This window comes from Thermaerobacillus caldiproteolyticus (assembly GCF_013761245.1).
Lineage (GTDB): Bacteria > Bacillota > Bacilli > Bacillales > Anoxybacillaceae > Thermaerobacillus > Thermaerobacillus caldiproteolyticus.
In genome coordinates, this window is record NZ_JACDUT010000002.1 from 46,761 (window position 1) to 66,922 (window position 20,162).

The following is a 20,162-nucleotide window of genomic DNA, read 5'->3' on the forward strand; positions in this document are numbered from 1 at the left end:
ACAAACCTCCTAAACAACTATTTTAATTTTTTCAAGCGGTCACTTTGACTAATAATATCGGTGACGCGGACACCGAAATTTTCGTCAATGACCACAACTTCTCCTTTTGCAATTAGCTTATTATTGACTAATATATCGACTGGCTCTCCAGCTAGCTTATCTAGTTCGATAATCGAGCCTGACGACAAATTTAAAATATCTTGGACAGAGCGTCTCGTGCGACCTAGCTCTACCGTTACTTGTAATGGAATATCAAGGAGCATCGTCAAGTTTTTCGCCTCGGTCTCAGCTAAGGAAACAGGTTCGAAGCTTGCAAAATCAACCGGTTGAACGTGATGCTGCCCCATTCCTACATGCGTTCCAAAATGATTTGGTCCTTGCGGCTGTTGATACGCTGCCTGATAAGGTGCATCCCCTCCATGGGAAACATATGGTGCTGCTGTCGGTTGCGGTTCATGAACAAGGTGAGCTTTGTCACCTGCTGATACAGCTGTTTCATGATGAGAGCTTTCCAAAAGAGAAGCCTCTTCTTTTCCTGCGTTACTCTGTCCTCCATCCATTGTATCGGAAGAAGATTCATTTGCACTAGATGAACCTAATAAATTTTGCACAAGCTCTTTTGCAAAATCGACCGGCAACAGCTGCATAATATTAGAATCAATCAAGTCACCAATTTTTAAGTGAAACGAAACTTTCACAAATATATCTTCATCTGGCAAATATTCGAGTCCTTCTCCTTCCTTGATATCCAGCAAATGAATGCTTGGGGGAGAAATATCGACTCTTTTTCCAAAAACCGTTGACATCGAAGTAGCTGCTGATCCCATCATTTGATTCATCGCTTCTTGCACAGCGCTCAGTTGAATTTCCCCTAATAACTCGGCCGGATTTTTTCCGTCTCCACCTAGCATTAGATCAGCAATAATTGCAGCATCTTCTTGTTTAATGACAAGCAAGTTGGTTCCTAAAAACCCCTCTGTGTAGTTCACTTGGATTGCGACATATGGAAACGGAAATTCATCGACAACGTTTTTTCGCTGGATGATTGATACATTTGGTGTTGTAATTTCCACTTTTTGATTTAATAACATCGACAGCGCTGTTGCTGAGCTTCCAAATGAAATATTACCAATTTCTCCTAAAGTATCTTGCTCGAGCGTAGACAGCACATCATCAATGGATGGGGTGTCATCAAAATCACTCTCTCCACGCAACAACGCATCAATTTCTTCTTGGGATAACATATCATCACTCATCATCGTTGTCTTCTCCCCCCTTGAGCTTGTCTAAAATTTGTACAGCCAGTCGTTTGTTCATTTTTCCCGGCTGACCTACAAATTTAGGAATGTCACCAATTTTCACAATAAGTGGTTGTTGAATCGATTGGTCAAGTTGAATGACATCACCGACATCAAGCTGTAGAAATTCCTGAATCGTAATCGTTGCTGTACCGAGTTCCGCGATAATCGGCAGTTTGGCTAGCTTGATTCGTTTTTCTAGCGCTTCTGTTTCCTCTGGCGCCCGCTCCTTTTTCTGCGTCTGCATCCAATAATGAACGGAAAGTCTCGGTATAATCGGTTCAAGTACGACATGTGGGATACAAATATTAATCATTCCGCTTGTTTCGGCAATTTGTGTATTTAACGAAATGACAACAACGGTATCATTCGGTGAAACCATCTGTAAAAACTGCGGATTCACCTCAAATTCAGCTAAAATCGGGTCGATCTCCGCAATCGATTCCCATGCATCGCGCAAATTATGAAACGCCTTTTCAAATAAATTGGACATAATCCGCATTTCAATTTCCGTTAAATTGTCCACTTTATTAAAGCTTGATCCCCGTCCGCCCATCACGCGATCCAGCATCGCATAAGCGATATTTGGGTTCACTTCCATTAAAATACGTCCATCGAGCGGTGGAACTTCAAATACATTCAAAACAGTCATTTTCGGGATCGAGCGAATAAATTCTTCATACGGAATTTGATCTGCCGTTGCTACTGATATTTGTACATATGTTCGTAACTGCGCCGAGAAAAAAGTCGTTAATAATCTTGCAAAGTTTTCATGGATGCGCGTTAAACTGCGGATTTGATCTTTTGAAAAGCGGAGCGCCCGCTTGAAATCATAAACTTTCACTCGCTTATCTTCTTCTTCCTTCATTAACTCCTCGGCGCTCATTTCCCCGGTTGACAGCGCAGCTAATAGCGCGTCAATTTCACTTTGGGATAATACTTCACCCGTCATATGTTTCACCCCCTAGCTTTGCAGGTTATTGGAGGATGAAGGAGGTAATATAGACTTGCTCCACTTTTCCTTCTTGCATCACTTGATTAATTTGCTGTTTGAGGCGATTTTCAAGATTAATCATTCCTTGTTTTCCTTTAAAATCTTGCGGCTTCATTTCCGACAATTCTTCAATAATAATATTTTTAATTTGAAAATCGCGCTTTTCCGCCTCCGCTTTTGCATCTTCACTATTCGTTTGAATTTTAAAAGACACTTTTATAAAACTGCCATCTACTAAATTGGTCATAATTTCTGGAATGTCAACAGAGCTTTCCACAATTTCGTCCGCACTTGGCTTTTTATTCTCTTCATGACCGGTTAATTTCATGACAACAAATAAGGCGACAGCACCAATAAGCGCGATGACAACTAATACCATGATCATTGTTTTGACTAGTCTATTCATGTTCCAGTCCCCCTAAGCCATCGGGCAAGCGTAGTACCGAAATTTGCCGATAGAAGTCTGTAATCAGATCGATGACCTCTTGAACAGACTCTTGCACAACAAATTTTTTTCCATTTGTTAATGTAATCGTTGTATCAGGAAATGCTTCTACTTGTTCTATGTAAATCGCATTCAATGTAAATGTTTTTCCATTGAGTCGCGTTACTGTAATCATCTATGTATAAGGGACTAGGCGGCACCTAGCCCCCTCCCTCCTTTATTATTTCTTCAAGTTGACAAGCTCTTGTAAAATTTCATCTGATGTTGTAATAATCCGCGTATTCGCCTGGAATCCGCGTTGAGCGACAATCATTTCCGTAAACTCTTCGGCAAGGTCAACGTTGGACATTTCAAGAGCACCTGCAACGATCGTGCCAGTTCCATTATTCCCTGGAGTGTATAACGATTCCGCACCAGAGTTCGCTGTTGAACGGAAAAGATTGTCTCCAACTTTCTCTAATCCATCGTTATTTGCAAATTTCGCCAATTCAATTTGACCAGCAACCTGTAAAGCTCCGGTATCATCGACATAGTTCACTGTGCCGTCCGAACCAATACTCATGCTTTGCGCTGTTAACGGGATTTGAATGCGCGTGTTACCGTTGCCAAGCAAATAGCGTCCATCAGCGCTAACAATATAACCTTGAGAATCAAGATAGAAATTTCCTGCTCTTGTGTATAGACGGTTATTTCCAGAGGCGTCTCCTAAAACAAAGAACCCATCTCCAGAAATTGCTAAATCTAGTACGCGTCCCGTCGGTTGCAAACTTCCTTGGGTCTGAACAGTATCGATGGCCGCTAATTGTGCTCCCAGACCAACTTGTTTCGGGTTAACACCACCGCGATTTCCTGTCGGAGCGCTAGCCCCTGCGATTAGCTGACTCACTAAATCTTTAAAAATCGTTCTTCCTTTTTTAAACCCATACGTATTAACGTTGGCGATGTTGTTTCCAATAACGTCTAATTTCACTTGGAAGTTTTTCATTCCGCTAATTCCAGAATACATAGAACGAAGCATGTTGATCCCTCTCCCTTTTTCCTATATTTTCTTAGCGTATCTCTTCCGTTGGAGTTTCTACCTTGATAATTTGCTTGCCGGAAATCATCTTTCCGTCTTCCAACTCTAAAAAGATTTCGTTGTTTTTCTGCAACACGGATTTTACAATACCGCTTGTTGGAGTGTCTGATGTATCTGTTTCGTCGCTATCTTCTTCCCAGTACACTTTTTTGCCAATCATTTCACTATAACGCAATATGGCATTTTCATTTTGCAATTGAATAAATTGCTCCAGCTCTGTTGCCATATTGGTGATTTGTTCCAACGTAGAGAAACTCGCCATTTGCGCAATAAACTCTTTGTCTTCCATCGGATTTAACGGATCTTGGTTTTGCAACTGCACAAGTAAAATCTTTAAAAAATCGTCTTTTCCAAGAATTTGGTTTCCTGTCTGACGCTCCGGTGGTTTATAGTTGCTTAATAATAAGCTTGAGTCAATCGTATTTGCCATGTTCGAACGCTCCCTATACTTCGAAGTTGACTAATTCGTTCGTTAACGAATCTTGGAAATGAAGGTCGCTTTCCTGTTTTAGTTGTTGGCGTTGTTCGCGCTGTTGTTGCTCATCACGGCTGCCGCGCTGTTCTCCAAACGGCTGCTCGTAAGTTGGCATTGGCTCATGGGTAAACACATCAAATTTTTCAATTGTAATATGTTGTGCTGGAATTACATGACGAATTTGCTGAATGTTTGCTTCAATAAGCTCCTTTGCTGAAGTACTTGAAGCGATTATTTTGGCCATCAGTTCACCATTTTCTTGAACAAGCTTAACTGTTAACGTACCTAAATGTTCGGGGTGCAACCGAATCACCAGCTGCGATTGTCCGTTCCCTAACTGCGTGAATTTCCCCGATTTTATAATTTCTGTTAGTTGTTGAACGAACTGCTGATTCATACTTTCCTTTGATGCCGTTTCATGTAAAGAAATGACCGGCATTTTTTCTTGTGGAAACACCATTGAATTGAACCCGTTCACAAAAAGTTGAGGCGCTGCTTCGTCATGTGCTTGCTTTTGTATTGGAATTTCCACAGTTTGCATCAATGAATGGTTTGTTAAAGCTGCTGGAATCTTATCGGATTGAACAGGCATGGCGTGTGTTAAGACAAATGGCCGATTTACGTGATTATCGCTACTCATGAGCGGAATTCCGCTACGATTCACAAACGTTGTGAAAAGAGTATTTGTTTCTTGTGTCTGGCGTTTCTTTAACATTGTTAAGAGCGGCCCTACATCAAGTGCTTCATTGCTCCCGTCATCGTTTCGCTGAAACATTGCCGGTAAATCAAGATGTTGTACCATTGTTTCAGCTGTTTCAGCTCCATCACGCTGAAGCAATGCCATAAATTCTGTAACTATTTGTTCTATTTCTGACGTTCCGCGTTGTTCTATCAATTGTTGAACCGAAGATGGATCTGTCTCGAGCCGCTCACGAATGGCTTGTGCTATATCATTCGGCAACAATTGAAGAAGGAAGCTCAGCCACTCAATACTTGCTATGTCATTATTAGATACATCATTATCCATTTTTGAATGAGATACTGACTTCTCTTCTACAGGCGATGATAGCTGCCCGTTTTTAACATTAGAGTTATTGAGCTGTTCTGCCATTAACAACTGCTGAAATACATTCATTCCTTCATGCTTTTGTTCCGCCGTTTTTGCTGTTTGTTTAATTTGACTAGTTACATTTTTCATAGGTACTTGATCATAAACCCCAATTTTCATCGCTTCACCCCCCTTCATTCAGATGTGCTCGCTTCCGCTCGTTTTGTCAGTAGCGCTGTATATTTTGCTGCGTTGGCAGGAGTCATTTTTTCGAGAATGGCCGCTGCTTTGTCACTGCTTAAAGACGATAAAATGTTAATCGCATCTCCGTCAGACATTTCAGAGATAATCGCAGCGGCGTTTTTAGGAGACATCGTTTCATACATTTTCGAAATATCTTGAACGGTCTGCTTTGCTTCATTTGATGACGATTGCGCCTCTTCTTCTTGCTTTGCTGATAGTTCGGCGTTTAGCCGCTCGATTTCTTGCTTTAATGAGTCGATTTGCTTTTGCTTATTTTCTGCTTCTTTTTCTAACTCTTTAATCTTCATCTTTTGTTCTTCGATAGTCGCTTTTTGTTCAACAATGTTTTTTTTCAATACTTGTTCTGAAGTCGTTTTAGTTTCGCCGACAAGTTGTGAAACGCCCGGTACTTTCGCTCCGTACTTTTTCGCTACGTCGAATACATTGACCCCTGCAATCGTTGTAATGACAAGTGTTAAAGCGATAGCAAACAATAGTGGAATGACAATCACAAACAAAAACCATTGAAGTTTATTCACTTTTTCTTCCTTTTCAATTTCTTGGTCTTTCATCATCTCACCTAATTTCTACGATTGGCAAATTGTTGTATAGAAATTTCGTCCATCCATTTATTTTCGTTTGCGCGTATCGTCTGTAACACTGTTTGCACATGTTTTTCTTTCATCTTTTCATATTTCTTGACTTCGATATTTAATTCCGCTAACTTCGCTTGTTTTGCTTGCATTTGCTCCCGCGCTTGGATCACAAGATGTTGATAATGGTGAATCGTTCGTTCCAGATTCGTCATAAATTGCTGAAAATAGCGAATGTCTTGAATTGATAATCCTAATTGCAATTTTTGTTTATGGATCTGTTCATAATCTTCTTTTTGTTTTAAGCATCGATAGAGTTTTTCCGCAACGTCTTCAAACCTCTTCAGCGCTTCATTGTACTCGCTGATCGCCGTCTCTTTTTCCTTTTCTTTCATTGCTAGCACTTTATCAAATTTAAACGCATATACCATGATCGATTCACCCTGAATGTACGAGATTCATTAACATGTCAATGCTTTCGTCTTTCGTAAACTTGTCGTGTATATCTTGTTTTAAAAAAGAAATGATTTTCGGATAGTAGCGAATCGCTTCATCAATTTCTTTGGAAGAACCTCGTTTGTACGCCCCTATATTAATTAAGTCTTCCGAATTAATATAAGTGGAAAGGAGATGGCGCAGTTTTTCTGCCGCCGCCTTATGCTCCGGCGTGATAATGTGGTTCATCACGCGACTAATGCTTTTTAACACATTAATCGCTGGATACTGCCCTTGATTGGCTAAATTTCGTTCGAGTACAAAATGTCCGTCTAAAATGCCGCGGACAGTATCGGCGATAGGTTCGTTCATATCATCGCCATCTACTAGCACCGTATAAAAAGCGGTAATCGTCCCATGTTCGTTTGTTCCTGTACGCTCTAACAATTTTGGCAATATCGCAAATACGGATGGCGTATATCCTTTGGTTGTCGGCGGTTCACCGATGGCTAATCCGACTTCCCGCTGTGCCATCGCTACGCGAGTAACGGAATCCATCATGAACATGACGTTCATGCCTTTGTCGCGAAAATATTCCGCAATCGCAGTAGCAGTGTATGCGCCTTTAATCCGCATAAGGGCCGGTTGATCAGAAGTAGCGACAACGACGACAGAGCGGGCGAGACCCTCTGGCCCAAGATCACGTTCAATGAATTCGCGAACTTCACGGCCGCGTTCACCGATAAGGGCAATGACATTGATATCGGCGTTCGTATTGCGGGCAATCATCCCCATTAATGTGCTTTTTCCCACACCAGAGCCGGCAAATATACCAACGCGTTGCCCTTTTCCTACAGTTAGTAAACTATCAATCAGGCGAACACCGACTTCGATCGGTTCTGTAATCGGCGGCCTTGCAAGTGGGTTGGGCGGCTCTTGCTCGATCGAAATGGCGTGTAATCCTTTAGGTAACACGCCCCCATTCAACGGTTTCCCGAGCGAATCAAGCACTTGGCCGATTAACTCCGCCCCTACTTTGATCTCAAGCGGTTTCCCGGTGGCTTCGACAATGCAGCCCGGCGAGATGTCTTGAACCGTTGAAAAAGGCATAAGAAGGACGTTTTGTTCACGAAATCCGACTACTTCAGCGGCAATTTTCTGCTTGTGTTTCCCGCTGCCGACATGAATGTAACAAACGTCACCAACCGAGCTTTCCGGGCCTTTTGATTCAATCATTAAACCAATCACTCTCGTTACTTTTCCAAACCGTTTGTATGAATCGATCGTTTCAATTTCTTGAAGAAGGGTTTGCCAGTTCAAACAGTTATTCCTCCCCGAGCCGTTCGAGCAGTTTTTCTTTTATTTTCTGTAATTGAGTGTCGACGCTGGCGTCAATTCGCCCGAATGGTGTCTCGATCATACATCCATTTTCTTCTAATTGTTCATCAGGATAAATAAACATATCAACTTCTTGGTTAAAAATAGATCTCAACTCGTCTTTTTGTTGCACGACCATTTCATAATAAAGCGGGTGCACATAAATTTTCACTTCCGATTGATCGCGGACTTCTTTGATCGCGCGTTTTACAAGGGACAGAAAATGGACGTCATTTTCAGCAAACTTTTCGCCGATGATTCGTTCAGCTACCTTTAATCCAATGAGAAGAATCGTTTCGTCAGCAGCTTCAACTTGCTTGTAAAACTGCTCATTCGCGGCTTCAACAACGCGCTGTGCTTCATGGATGAGCTCACGATAATGATTCAGCGCCTCTTCCTTTCCTTGGGCGAATCCCGATTTATATCCTTCTTCTTTCGCCATGTCAATAAGCTGTTGTTTTTCGATATTCCAATTTTCTCGTTCTTGAAACAGTTGCTGCTTAACGGATTCGTAATAGTGCTCCGCCTCTTGTTTAATGAATTGGGCTTCGCGTTCTGCTTGTTCTATCGTCATTTGGGCATAAGTATGTTCGCTCATATCAACAGTTGCTGACAAATCATGTTGTTTCAAAAAATAGTTTTTAATTTCAATGAGTTTTTTGCGACTATGATCGGTTTTCGTAAACGGAGCTTTAATCACATTAGACAATAATATCATCTCCTCCACCGCGTGCAACAACGATTTCGCCCGCTTCTTCGAGGCGACGAATCACTGACACAATACGTGATTGTGCTTCCTCCACATCGCGCAGACGAACCGGTCCCATAAACTCCATCTCTTCTTTGAACGTTTCGGCCATGCGTGTCGACATGTTGCGAAAGACAACTTCTTTGACCTCGTCGCTCGATACTTTCAGTGCCAGCATTAAATCGTTGTTGTCTACTTCGCGAATGACACGTTGAATCGCGCGATTGTCAAGAGTAACGATATCTTCGAATACAAACATCCGCTTTTTAATTTCTTCAGCCAATTCCGGATCTTGAATTTCAAGTGCATCAAGAATCGTTCGTTCCGTGCTGCGGTCAACGCCGTTTAGCACTTCAACGACCGCCTCAATACCGCCCGTTTGCGTATAATCTTGTACAAAGGTCGCTGATAGCTTGCGTTCTAAAATTTGTTCGACCTCGTTAATGATTTCCGGAGATGTACTATCCATTAATGCGATTCTTCGCGCAATATCAGCCTGCATTTCTTGAGGCAATGCCGATAAAATTTGTCCGGCTTGCGTCGGTTCGAGATAAGATAGTACAAGAGCAATTGTTTGTGGGTGCTCATTCTGAATAAAGTTTAATATTTGCGCTGGGTCAGCTTTGCGAGCAAAATCAAATGGTCTCACCATCAACGCAGATGTTAAACGGTTAATAATGTTCATCGCTTTGTCCGAGCCAAGCGCTTTTTCCAATACTTCTTTTGCGTAAGCAATTCCACCTTGCGAAATGTAATCTTGCGCTAATGCGATTTGATGAAATTCCTCTAACACTTCCTCTTTTTCCTGAGCTTCCACTTGACGAACGTTCGAAATCTCTAATGTTAGTTTTTCAATTTCTTCTTCCGATAAGTGCTTATAAACAGAAGCGGATACGTCTGGCCCAAGAGAAATGAGGAGTATGGCAGCTTTTTGCCTTCCCGTTAATTCGCTTTTTTTCTTTGCCATTCTTCATTCCCCCTAGTCTTCCGCCAACCAAGCTCTTAGTAGCTTTGCAAATTCATCCGGCTTTTCTTTTGCTAGTTTTTCAAGCTGCTTGCGGCGCAGTGTTGACTCTGTTTCTCGTTCTTGATGAATATCTGGAATTTCAGGAACAACTGGCTGTTCAATTAATTCATCCAGCTCTTCTTCATCATCTTGTTTACGCTTGCGCCATAGGAAAAAGACAATCAGACCGATTAAAATTGCAGCAACAATTCCACCGGCAATATATGCCCATGTTGGAATCGCCGATTTTGGCTCAGTAAATTTCATTTTTCCGTTAAATGGCTGAACAGAAACGACAATTCGGTTTTGAATGTCCGCATCGGTTAATTGTTGTCCGTTGTCCTTGGAAATCGATGTACGGACAATCGTTCCCAAGATTTTTTGAATATCATCGACCGTTTGTTGTGGCAAGGAGTTTGGATCTTTCGGATTTGGTGGTTCCACCATGACTTGAATTCCTAAATCGCGAACTTTATACGGGCTTTCGACAATATGTTTTTTTATTCTGTTAACTTCGTTATTAATTGTTTCTTCTGTTCGCTCATAATCTCCGTTTGTATCGCCCGTTGTTGTTTGATAGCTTGGAACTTCGTTTTCTCCTGTACCAGCTACTCCTCCCGGTTGCGCTCCTTTTCCTGAATAAGTTTCTTTAATCCGCTGAACGCTAACAGCAATACCTTGTTTATTTTGTTCATCTACAGGAGTCACCAAGTTTTCTTCGCGATTTTCTTGAGTAAAATCGACATCTGCAGTAACAGATACAACCACTTTATCCTGTCCCATCATCGTGCCAAGCATTTGCTGGACTTGACGTTGAATGTCCCGCTCGATTTGCTTCTTCACTTCTTGTTGCGTAGCAAATGCCGTACCTGTCGATAAATTTTTGTCATTATTTTTTAAGTCAAAATACTCAAAATATTGATTCATAATGACGATATTATCAGTAGGAAGGTTCGGAACGCTTTTGGACACGAGATGATATAATGCCTTAATTTGTTCATCGCTAAATTGATAGCCTGGTTTGGTTTTTAACACGACCGAAGCCGATGCTTCTCCCTGATCGTCTGAAACAAATACGCTCTGCTGTGGAAGGCTAATCATGACTTTCGCGTCTTCCACTCCATCAATGCTTTTGATTAAATTGGCAAGTTCTGTTTGCATTGCTTCTAGTTTTACGACGTTAAACTCATTGTCCGTCATACCGAAACTAGCATTTTTCCCAAAAAAGGAATAATCAATGCTGCCGCTGTTCGGGATTCCTTCCGCTGCTAGTTCGACTTTTAATGTATCAGCCATTTTTTCCGGCACTTTAATCGTCGTACCGTTATCGGTAACCTGTGACTCGACACCGCGTTGGTCAAGCGTCGCTTTAATTTGCCCTGTTTCCTGCGGCGTTAAGTTGCTGTATAGCGGCACGAAGTTCGGTCTTGTTGCCCAAAATGACGTAACAGCAACAAGAAGAAGAAACAATAGAATACCGCCAATAGCAATTATTTTTTGCTTTTTTGTACGCCCTTTCCAGAAAGACGTAAATCGATGTATCCAGTCTTTTAATCTATCGTTCATAGTATTCCCCCGATTACTGCGAGATGAGCATGTTCATTAGTATGTATAAGTATGTATTAGACCTGCATTCTCATCATTTCTTGGTACGCTTCGATAACCTTATTGCGAACTTCTAATGCAAGCTGCAAAGAGATGCTCGCTTTTTGTGAAGCGATCATTACTTGATGTAAGTCGACATTTTCACCGTTGACAAGTTTTTGTGTTAATTCGTCCGATTTTACTTGTTCGTCGTTTACCTTATTGATCGCATCTTTTAAAAATTGGGAAAACGCCTTTTGCGCCTCTGATGATTTTGTGGTTGGAAGCATTTCCGTATTAGAAACTGCTGGAACCCATCCTTGGTTAACTCCTTGAATCATTACTCATTCTCCTTTATTTTCCGATTTCTAATGCTTTCATCAACATTCCTTTTGTCGCGTTAAAAACAGTCACATTCGCTTCATAAGACCGGGTCGCACTTATTAAATCGACCATTTCTTTCAACGGGTCAACGTTTGGTAGCTGCACATATCCGTCCCGGTTCGCATCCGGATGAGTTGGATCGTAAACGAGTTTAAAAGGTGTTTCATCCTCAACAATTTTTGTCACTTTGACACCGCTACCGACGGAAGAACGGCTGTTCATTGCCGCCTGCAAGTATGTAGAAAAACCTTCTTCTTTTGGTTCCATGACAACTAATTTCCGCCGGTACGGCTCCCATTGTCCATTGACGAACCGAGCCCGCGTCGTATCTACATTCGCCATGTTTGAGGAGATGACGTCCATGCGCAATCGCTGTGCCGTCAGTGCCGAAGCGGTCGCATTTAAGCCTTCAAACATCGATTACTTCCCTCCTTTAATAACAGTTTTTAACGTATTGAATTTTCCGTTCAACTGCTCAATTAATGCATTGTAATAAATTTGATTTTCTGCCAAATCCGACATTTCTTTATCAATATCGACATTATTTCCATTATGATTGTATACTACATCGTTTCTTGTCGCCACAAAAAAATTGCCAGTTGCATCATGCTGAAACTCAAAGTGTTTTGGGTTTGTACGCTTCGCTTTCAACGAAGTAAGCGCGCGATCCAGCTCCGTTTTAAACCGAACCTCCTTTGCTTTGTAATTCGGTGTGTCGACATTTGCGATATTATTCGCAATCACTTTTTCTCTCAACGACGCATAATCAAGTCCTTGTTCAAGCATCGTAATCGTCTTGGAAAATAATTTCAAACAAAATCCCCTCTTTTTTCCTATTTTTCGACAATAGCTCTATTTCCCATTTTATAAGAATGTAAAAACAATGTATAGCCGGAATATTGTACTATTTTTCCATACAAAAAATAACAAAAAAGTAAAGGTAATCGCTTAACATTGAGGGGCAACATTCTTTTGGCGTCACAGTAAGAGAATGTTTTCTGCAAAAAGTAAAGCAAGGAGATGTAGTTGTAGTCTATCCCCTTTCTTTCGCAAGAAAAGCATAAGCGCCCTTTCCGGATGAGACAGTATTTTTGTGATCTGGGAGAGCTAGCTAAATCTTTTAGCCGTCTAAAGTTCTTGCTTTCATAAAAATAAAAAAGAGCATTCATCGAACGGAATGCTCTTTTTTCATTTTAATGTGATTTTAATTTCTCAAGCTCTGTTAAAAACTTATCATTTAGCACTTTAATGTACGTTCCTTTCATACCAAGAGAACGCGATTCAATGACACCCGCACTTTCAAGTTTACGAAGGGCATTTACGATAACCGAACGTGTAATGCCAACGCGGTCAGCAATTTTACTTGCGACAAGTAATCCTTCCGTGCCGTCCAGCTCTTCAAAAATATGTTCAATAGCCTCAAGTTCACTGTATGATAGTGAGCTAATTGCCATTTGTACAACAGCTTTGCTTCTCGCTTCTTCTTCAATTTCTTCCGCTTTTTCACGCAAAATTTCCATGCCGACAACAGTAGCACCGTATTCCGCTAAAATTAAATCATCGTCGTTAAACTCACGATCGAGTCTCGATAAAATTAATGTTCCAAGCCGTTCGCCACCGCCGTTAATCGGCACGATTGTCGTTAACCCTGTTTTAAATAAATCGCGGTTTTCAACCGGGAACGCTGTATATTCACTATTAATATCAAGGTTAGGTGAAGTTTCAGTGATATTAAATAAGCTTTTCGTGTACTCCTCAGGAAATTGACGATCCTCTAACATTTTTTTCATTCGTTCATTTTCAATGGACTGCTTAATCGCAAAACCAAGCAATTTCCCGCGGCGACTGACAACAAACACATTCGCTTCAATCACTTGGCAAAGTGTTTCTGCCATTTCTTTAAAGTTAACTGGTTTTCCCGCTGCTTTTTGCAGCATCGCATTAATCGTTCTTGTTTTCTGCAATAAATTCATGATTTATCTCCTCCTATTCTCATCACTACAAAATAAATTCACTTAAATCTTTGTTTTTGACAATGCTGCCGAGCTTTTGTTCGACATATTGCGGTGTAATCACGACTTTTTCAAGCGTAATATCCGGGGCTTCAAATAGTAAATCTTCCAGTAATTTTTCCATGATCGTATGAAGGCGTCTCGCCCCGATATTATCCGTCGCTTGATTCACCTCAAAAGCCACTTCAGCAATCTTATGAATAGCATCGTCAGAAAATTCAAGATTTATACCTTCTGTAGCAAGAAGCGCTGTATATTGTTTAATGAGCGCATTATTAGGCTCCACTAGTATTCTTACGAAATCATCGACAGAAAGTTTCGCTAATTCGACACGAATCGGAAAACGCCCTTGCAACTCTGGGATTAAATCGGACGGTTTGGCTATGTGAAAGGCACCAGCAGCAATAAATAAAATATGATCTGTTTTGACAGGACCGTATTTGGTCATAACAGTCGATCCTTCCACAATCGGTAAAATATCGCGCTGTACTCCTTCACGGGACACGTCGGCGGAAGAAGCATTTTGCCCTCTTCGTGCGATTTTGTCAATTTCATCGATGAAAATGATTCCAGATTGTTCAGCAAGCCGTACTGCTTCTTGGGTTACTTCGTCCATGTCAATTAATTTTTGCGCTTCTTCGTTTGTTAGCACTTTGCGCGCTTCACTTACTTTCAGCTTGCGGTTTTTGCGCCGCTTCGGCATGAGGCTGCTTAATGCATCTTGCATGTTCATGCCCATCTGCTCGATGCCCGCCCCTTGCAAAAAGTCGAACAACGTTGCTTGCTGCTCTTCGACTTCAATCGTGACAAGCTCGTCTTCCAATTCTCCGTTTGCAAGTTGCAGCGCGACTTGTCTTCTTTTTTGTTCGATATACTGCTCATCTTGCGTATGTGCCGTATCTTGTTGTGCCGTTTGGCCGCCTCCGAATAATAGTTCGAGCGGATTTTTCATCGTTTGTTTTTGTTTCCCCGGCACCAAAAGTTCCACAAGCCGTTTGTTCGCTTGCTGTTCAGCGCGGTCTTTTACTTCATTCATTTTCCGTTCTTTCACTAACCGAACAGATGTTTCAACAAGGTCACGCACCATTGATTCAACGTCACGACCAACATAACCAACTTCGGTAAACTTCGTTGCTTCTACTTTAATAAATGGTGCCCCGACAAGTTTGGCCAACCTTCTTGCGATTTCTGTCTTCCCTACCCCTGTTGGACCGATCATTAAGATGTTTTTCGGCACAACTTCATCGCGCAATTTTTCATCAAGCAAGCTGCGGCGATAGCGGTTTCGCAAAGCGATTGCAACCGCTTTTTTCGCTTCTTTCTGACCGACGATAAATTGGTCAAGCTTCTCGACAATTTGCCGTGGTGTTAAGTTTTCGTTCATCTCTCTCCCTCCTCCCTTTCTTACAATTCCTCGACAATAATATGGTCGTTTGTATACACACAAATATTAGCAGCAATTTCTAAAGCCGCTTTAGCAATTTCTTTCGCTGATAGCTGTTCTCCTGCATATTGCTTCAGTGCACGTCCTGCCGCTAGCGCATAATTCCCGCCAGAACCAATTGCTAAAATGCCATCGTCCGGTTCAATTACTTCCCCTGTTCCCGATACTAACAATAAATGGCTTTCATCCATCACAATTAGCATCGCTTCCAACCGCCGCAACACTTTATCGCTGCGCCATTCCTTCGCCAGCTCGACCGCCGCACGCGGCAAGTTCCCGTTGAATTCTTCTAATTTCCCTTCAAACATCTCAAATAACGTAAACGCATCAGCAACAGATCCAGCAAAACCGGCTAATACTTTTCCCTGAAATAGCCTTCTTACTTTTTTTGCTGTATGCTTCATGACGACAGCATTTCCGAACGTGACTTGACCGTCACCAGCCATTGCGCATCTCCCGTTATGACGGATCGCAAAAATCGTCGTGGCATGGAACTGTTCCATTCGTTATCTTCCTCCTTCCCGACTAGCGGCAGTCATTATGCCCGCGGGTGTGTATGCAAATAAATATGGCGCAAGCGATCTTTTGTGACATGAGTATATACTTGTGTTGACGAAAGGTGCGCGTGTCCCAACAATTCTTGAACAGTACGCATATCTGCGCCTTCATTCAGCAAATGTGTAGCAAACGTATGCCTTAGGACGTGCGGGCTTATTTTTTGCATAATCGCCGCTTTCTTGACCATCTCGTTTAAAATATGACGTACCCCTCGAGGTGTTAATGGGTTCCCGCGAGCATTCACAAACAAATAGTTATGAGCGGTTTTCCCTTTTTGCAAAAGCTCACGCCGCCCGTTTTGAACGTATCGTTCTAACGCTTCTTTAGCAAAGCGTCCAAACGGAACATAGCGCTGTTTATTTCCTTTACCATGAATTAACATCGTTGAAACAGAAAAATCAATATCGGAAAGTTGAATGTGACAACATTCACTAACACGAATACCTGTGGCGTAAAGAAGCTCGATCAGCGCTTGGTTGCGTTGTCCGAGTGCTGTATTTACATCATTGACATGAAACAAGCTTTCTAATTCCTGCTCGTATAAAAAACTAGGAATTTTTTGTTCTTTTTTCGGTAACGCTGCCAACGCAAACGGATTTTCCGCCACTTTTTTTTCTCGCAATAAAAACTTATAAAAGCTTCGCAAGCTAGATATTTTACGCGAAATGGAGCGACTTGATTGTTGCTCATGATGTAGATTCGTCAAATAAAGACGGACATCGCTATACGTGACTTCCTCTAAACGCTCAATCGCCTGCTCGTTCATAAAGGCAAAAAATTGTTCAATATCGCGTTTGTAACACACAATAGTATATTCTGAATAATTTTTTTCAATTTGTAAATATTCTATGAACAAATTTAACGCAATTTTCAAATTTTCCATTCTCAACACCTCACAAGGGCTATTAAATATTAACATACATTTAACAGCCCTTGCAATGAATTTCTATCAATTTTTTACAAAATTCTGAATTGTGTCCAATGCTCGTTGTGCGTATCGTTCATTACGCTGCTTTTTATCTTTAATCGTCTCCTCAAGTGGCGCAAATAAGCCAAAATTCGCATTCATTGGCTGAAAATGATTCGGGTTGGCGGTCGTAATGTAATGCGCCATGCTACCAATGGCTGTTTCTGGTGGAAAGACAATCAACTCTTGTCCTAATACGAGCCGTGCCGCGTTGATGCCAGCCACTAATCCTGATGCCGCCGATTCTACATATCCTTCAACCCCAGTCATTTGCCCAGCAAAAAATAAATCATCTCGCTCTTTATATTGATACGTTGGCCGTAGCAATTTTGGAGAGTTAATAAAAGTATTGCGATGCATCACACCGTAGCGAACGATTTCCGCGTTTTCTAGTCCCGGAATGAGACGGATGACTTCTTTTTGCGGTCCCCATTTTAAATGAGTTTGAAATCCAACGATATTGTAAAGAGTGCCTGCTGCATCATCTTGGCGGAGCTGGACGACAGCAAACGGGCGCTTTCCTGTACGCGGGTCTTCAAGCCCCACCGGCTTCATCGGACCAAATAACAATGTCTTTTTCCCGCGCTTAGCCATTACTTCAATCGGCATGCACCCTTCAAAATAAATCTCTTTTTCAAACTCTTTCAATGGGACCGTTTCCGCGGAAATAAGGGCTTCGTAAAAGCGGTCAAACTCCTCTTCTGTCATCGGGCAGTTCAAATAGGCCGCTTCCCCTTTATCATAGCGTGATTTGATATACACTTTATCCATGTTAATGCTTTCTTTTTCCACAATCGGAGCAGCAGCATCGTAAAAGTATAAATACTCTTCACCTGTCAGTGCTTTCAATCGATCGGATAACGCTTTGGACGTTAATGGTCCCGTTGCGATAATCGTCGGCCCAGAAGGGATTTCCGTCACTTCTTCGTGAATCACTGTGACATTTGGATGGTTTTTTACTAAATCTGTGACCCGTGCTGCAAATTCATGGCGATCAACTGCAAGCGCGCCACCCGCAGGGACGGAACATTCATCCGCTGCTTTGATAATCACGGAGTTCAGGCGGCGCATTTCTTCCTTTAATACGCCAACAGCGTTCGTTAATGAATTAGCACGCAATGAATTGCTACAAACAAGCTCAGCAAATTTATCGGTATGATGGGCAGGAGTTTGCTTCATGGGACGCATTTCATAAAGTCGTACGTTGACGTTGCGACTAGCGAGCTGCCATGCGGCTTCACTTCCCGCTAGACCTGCGCCAATGACGTTGACAGTTGGTTGATTCATTGTTTTTCCTCCTTGCTATCTCGTATAAAAGCGGTGAGGATTAGCATCCCTCACCGTTTTCTATGATTGTGGCTTCTCTTCATAATCACACTCGATACATTGCACTTGCATACCCTTTTTTAATTTTTTCTCGACTAACAAGCTTCCGCATTTCGGACAAGGACGTGCAAGCGGTTTATCCCACGACACGAAGTCACAGTCTGGGAAGCGGTCGCACCCGTAAAATACTCGCTTTTTCTTGCTGCTTCGTTCCACAATGTTTCCTTTATGGCATTTCGGGCATTTTACCCCGATTTCTTTTACGATCGGTTTTGTATGACGGCATTCCGGAAAATTAGAGCAAGCGACAAACTTGCCAAACCGTCCCATTTTATACACCATTGGGCTACCACATACTTCGCACTCCATTCCGGCAGGCTCATCTTTAATCTCGACTTCTTTCATTTCCTTTTCCGCAATTTGTAAGCGTTTTTCAAATTCACGATAAAACTCATCGACGACTTTTACCCACTCAATTTTACCTTCTTCGATTTCATCTAAGCTCTTTTCCATTTTCGCCGTAAATTCAACATCTAAAATTTCCGGGAAAAACTCTAATATGAGCTCTAAGACAATTTCCCCCAATTCAGTCGGTACAAAGCGCTTATTTTCAAGAACCACATAGTTTCGTTTTTGAATCGTATCAAGCGTTGGTGCATAGGTCGATGGACGACCGATTCCAAGCTCTTCTAGCGTTTTCACTAATCGAGCTTCCGTATAACGAGGAGGCGGCTGCGTAAAATGCTGCCTCTGTTCGATATCTTTACTAATAACCGTTTCTCCCTCTTGCAAGTCCGGGAGCAACCGGTCTTGTTCATCTGTTTGGTCGTCAGTTCCTTCTACATATACTTTCATAAATCCCGGAAATTTAACTTTTGAGCCACTCGCCCGAAACAATACCCCTTCATTTTCGACTTCTACGCTCATCGTGTCAAGAAGCGCTGGAGCCATTTGGCTTGCAACAAATCGCTCCCAAATGAGCTTATACAAGCGAAATTGGTCCCGACTTAAATACGGTTTGACCGAATTCGGATCGCGAAACGTCGACGTCGGTCGAATCGCTTCATGAGCGTCTTGAGCGTTCGCGCTTTTCTTTTCTTTCCGCTTTTCTTGCGCGACAAATTCTTTCCCGAATGTCGCTTCAATATACGAAAGCGCCTCTTGCTGTGCCGTTTCTGACACCCGTGTAGAGTCGGTACGCATATATGTAATTAAACCGACTGTTCCTTCGCTGCCAAGGTCAATCCCTTCGTATAGTTGCTGAGCAAGCATCATCGTCTTCTTTGTACGAAAATTAAGCTTACGGGCTGCTTCTTGCTGGAGCGAAGACGTCGTAAACGGCGGCACTGGATTTCGTTTCCGTTCCTTTTTCGTTACCGATTTGACAGTGAAACGATTTCCATTGATGCGCTGTAAAATTTTCTTGACTTCCTCCTCATTTTTTAAGTCAAGCTTTTGTCCATCCACTCCGTAAAATAAAGCGGTAAACGTTTCATTTCCTTTGACGAATTCCGCTTGAATCGTCCAATATTCCTCAGGCTGAAATTCTTTAATTTCTTTCTCACGGTCAATGATCAGGCGCAAAGCGACAGACTGCACGCGACCGGCGCTTAATCCCTTTTTTACTTTCTTCCAAAGAAGCGGGCTAATATTGTAGCCTACGAGTCTGTCAAGCACACGGCGCGCTTGCTGAGCATCAACTAAATGCATATTAATGGCGCGCGGATGCTGGAACGATTCCTTAATGGCATCTTTCGTAATCTCGTTAAATACAACACGGCAATCGGAATGAATATCAAGCTCCAGCATATGTGCTAAGTGCCAAGCGATCGCTTCTCCTTCGCGGTCCGGGTCGGCAGCTAGAAACACTTTTTTTGCTTTTTTTGCCGCTGTTTTTAACTCTTTAATAACCGGCCCTTTGCCGCGAATCGTAATATATTTTGGTTCGTAGTCATTATTTATATCAACGCCCATCTGGCTTTTTGGCAAATCGCGAACATGTCCCATTGACGCTTTCACTTTATATTTTTTTCCTAAATATCGTTCAATCGTTTTTGCTTTCGCTGGTGATTCAACGATGACTAGATAGTCTGACATAACTTTTCCTCCCTTAAGAGGTAAATTTAAAATCTTCATTATTATTAATG

At 42.0% G+C, this 20,162-nt stretch carries 22 protein-coding genes; all 22 read right to left on the reverse strand.

The window, feature by feature from the left end:
- Nucleotides 1-17: 17 nt before the first annotated feature.
- A complete protein-coding gene (gene fliY, locus HNR31_RS03695; protein WP_181554921.1) occupies nt 18-1,259 on the reverse strand; it encodes a flagellar motor switch phosphatase FliY in 1,242 nt (413 codons plus the stop codon).
- Nucleotides 1,249-2,250: a flagellar motor switch protein FliM gene (gene fliM, locus HNR31_RS03700; RefSeq protein WP_181554922.1), complete on the reverse strand. Its 1,002-nt coding sequence runs from the start codon at nt 2,248-2,250 to the stop codon at nt 1,249-1,251. The genes fliY and fliM overlap by 11 nt, the downstream gene beginning before the upstream one ends.
- Before the next feature lie 25 nt (nt 2,251-2,275).
- The gene (fliL, locus tag HNR31_RS03705; protein ID WP_181554923.1) at nt 2,276-2,698 is read right to left on the reverse strand and encodes a flagellar basal body-associated protein FliL; all 423 of its coding nucleotides are present in this window, start codon (nt 2,696-2,698) and stop codon (nt 2,276-2,278) included.
- Entirely contained in the window at nt 2,691-2,912 is a 222-nt protein-coding gene (locus HNR31_RS03710) for a flagellar FlbD family protein (RefSeq protein WP_181554924.1), read from the reverse strand. Before HNR31_RS03710 ends, fliL begins: the two co-directional genes overlap by 8 nt.
- A gap of 45 nt (nt 2,913-2,957) precedes the next feature.
- A complete protein-coding gene (gene flgG / locus HNR31_RS03715) occupies nt 2,958-3,755 on the reverse strand; it encodes a flagellar basal body rod protein FlgG (protein ID WP_181554925.1) in 798 nt (265 codons plus the stop codon).
- A 31-nt stretch (nt 3,756-3,786) separates the two neighbouring features.
- Nucleotides 3,787-4,245, reverse strand: coding sequence for a flagellar hook assembly protein FlgD (flgD, locus tag HNR31_RS03720; RefSeq protein WP_181554926.1), 459 nt, complete (start codon nt 4,243-4,245; stop codon nt 3,787-3,789).
- A 13-nt stretch (nt 4,246-4,258) separates the two neighbouring features.
- Nucleotides 4,259-5,518, reverse strand: a complete 1,260-nt coding sequence (locus tag HNR31_RS03725) for a flagellar hook-length control protein FliK (RefSeq protein WP_181554927.1) — start codon at nt 5,516-5,518, stop codon at nt 4,259-4,261.
- 14 nt (nt 5,519-5,532) lie between these two features.
- A complete protein-coding gene (locus HNR31_RS03730; protein ID WP_181554928.1) occupies nt 5,533-6,156 on the reverse strand; it encodes a MotE family protein in 624 nt (207 codons plus the stop codon).
- 5 nt (nt 6,157-6,161) lie between these two features.
- On the reverse strand, nt 6,162-6,605 hold the full coding sequence (fliJ, locus tag HNR31_RS03735; RefSeq protein WP_181554929.1) for a flagellar export protein FliJ: 444 nt from the start codon (nt 6,603-6,605) through the stop codon (nt 6,162-6,164).
- A gap of 7 nt (nt 6,606-6,612) precedes the next feature.
- Nucleotides 6,613-7,929 carry a flagellar protein export ATPase FliI gene (gene fliI / locus HNR31_RS03740; protein WP_181554930.1) on the reverse strand — a complete coding sequence of 439 codons (1,317 nt, stop codon included), beginning with the start codon at nt 7,927-7,929 and terminating at the stop codon, nt 6,613-6,615.
- A gap of 4 nt (nt 7,930-7,933) precedes the next feature.
- Nucleotides 7,934-8,704 carry a flagellar assembly protein FliH gene (gene fliH / locus HNR31_RS03745; protein ID WP_181554931.1) on the reverse strand — a complete coding sequence of 257 codons (771 nt, stop codon included), beginning with the start codon at nt 8,702-8,704 and terminating at the stop codon, nt 7,934-7,936.
- Entirely contained in the window at nt 8,688-9,701 is a 1,014-nt protein-coding gene (gene fliG / locus HNR31_RS03750) for a flagellar motor switch protein FliG (protein ID WP_181554932.1), read from the reverse strand. The genes fliH and fliG overlap by 17 nt, the downstream gene beginning before the upstream one ends.
- Nucleotides 9,702-9,713: 12 nt before the next feature.
- The gene (gene fliF / locus HNR31_RS03755; RefSeq protein WP_181554933.1) at nt 9,714-11,306 is read right to left on the reverse strand and encodes a flagellar basal-body MS-ring/collar protein FliF; all 1,593 of its coding nucleotides are present in this window, start codon (nt 11,304-11,306) and stop codon (nt 9,714-9,716) included.
- Between the two features lie 56 nt (nt 11,307-11,362).
- On the reverse strand, nt 11,363-11,614 hold the full coding sequence (gene fliE, locus HNR31_RS03760; protein WP_228485689.1) for a flagellar hook-basal body complex protein FliE: 252 nt from the start codon (nt 11,612-11,614) through the stop codon (nt 11,363-11,365).
- A gap of 64 nt (nt 11,615-11,678) precedes the next feature.
- Nucleotides 11,679-12,125: a flagellar basal body rod protein FlgC gene (gene flgC / locus HNR31_RS03765; protein ID WP_181554935.1), complete on the reverse strand. Its 447-nt coding sequence runs from the start codon at nt 12,123-12,125 to the stop codon at nt 11,679-11,681.
- Nucleotides 12,126-12,128: 3 nt separating this feature from the next.
- The gene (gene flgB, locus HNR31_RS03770) at nt 12,129-12,521 is read right to left on the reverse strand and encodes a flagellar basal body rod protein FlgB (RefSeq protein ID WP_181554936.1); all 393 of its coding nucleotides are present in this window, start codon (nt 12,519-12,521) and stop codon (nt 12,129-12,131) included.
- Between the two features lie 380 nt (nt 12,522-12,901).
- Nucleotides 12,902-13,681, reverse strand: a complete 780-nt coding sequence (gene codY, locus HNR31_RS03775) for a GTP-sensing pleiotropic transcriptional regulator CodY (RefSeq protein ID WP_181554937.1) — start codon at nt 13,679-13,681, stop codon at nt 12,902-12,904.
- Between the two features lie 25 nt (nt 13,682-13,706).
- Nucleotides 13,707-15,104, reverse strand: coding sequence for an HslU--HslV peptidase ATPase subunit (hslU, locus tag HNR31_RS03780; RefSeq protein WP_181554938.1), 1,398 nt, complete (start codon nt 15,102-15,104; stop codon nt 13,707-13,709).
- Between the two features lie 20 nt (nt 15,105-15,124).
- On the reverse strand, nt 15,125-15,667 hold the full coding sequence (gene hslV, locus HNR31_RS03785; protein ID WP_181554939.1) for an ATP-dependent protease subunit HslV: 543 nt from the start codon (nt 15,665-15,667) through the stop codon (nt 15,125-15,127).
- A gap of 35 nt (nt 15,668-15,702) precedes the next feature.
- Nucleotides 15,703-16,605 carry a tyrosine recombinase XerC gene (gene xerC, locus HNR31_RS03790; protein WP_181554940.1) on the reverse strand — a complete coding sequence of 301 codons (903 nt, stop codon included), beginning with the start codon at nt 16,603-16,605 and terminating at the stop codon, nt 15,703-15,705.
- A 66-nt stretch (nt 16,606-16,671) separates the two neighbouring features.
- Nucleotides 16,672-17,976, reverse strand: coding sequence for an FADH(2)-oxidizing methylenetetrahydrofolate--tRNA-(uracil(54)-C(5))-methyltransferase TrmFO (trmFO, locus tag HNR31_RS03795; protein WP_181554941.1), 1,305 nt, complete (start codon nt 17,974-17,976; stop codon nt 16,672-16,674).
- 60 nt (nt 17,977-18,036) lie between these two features.
- Nucleotides 18,037-20,112 (reverse strand): type I DNA topoisomerase, encoded by a 2,076-nt coding sequence (gene topA, locus HNR31_RS03800; RefSeq protein ID WP_181554942.1) that lies wholly within the window; start codon nt 20,110-20,112, stop codon nt 18,037-18,039.
- Nucleotides 20,113-20,162: the final 50 nt, after the last annotated feature.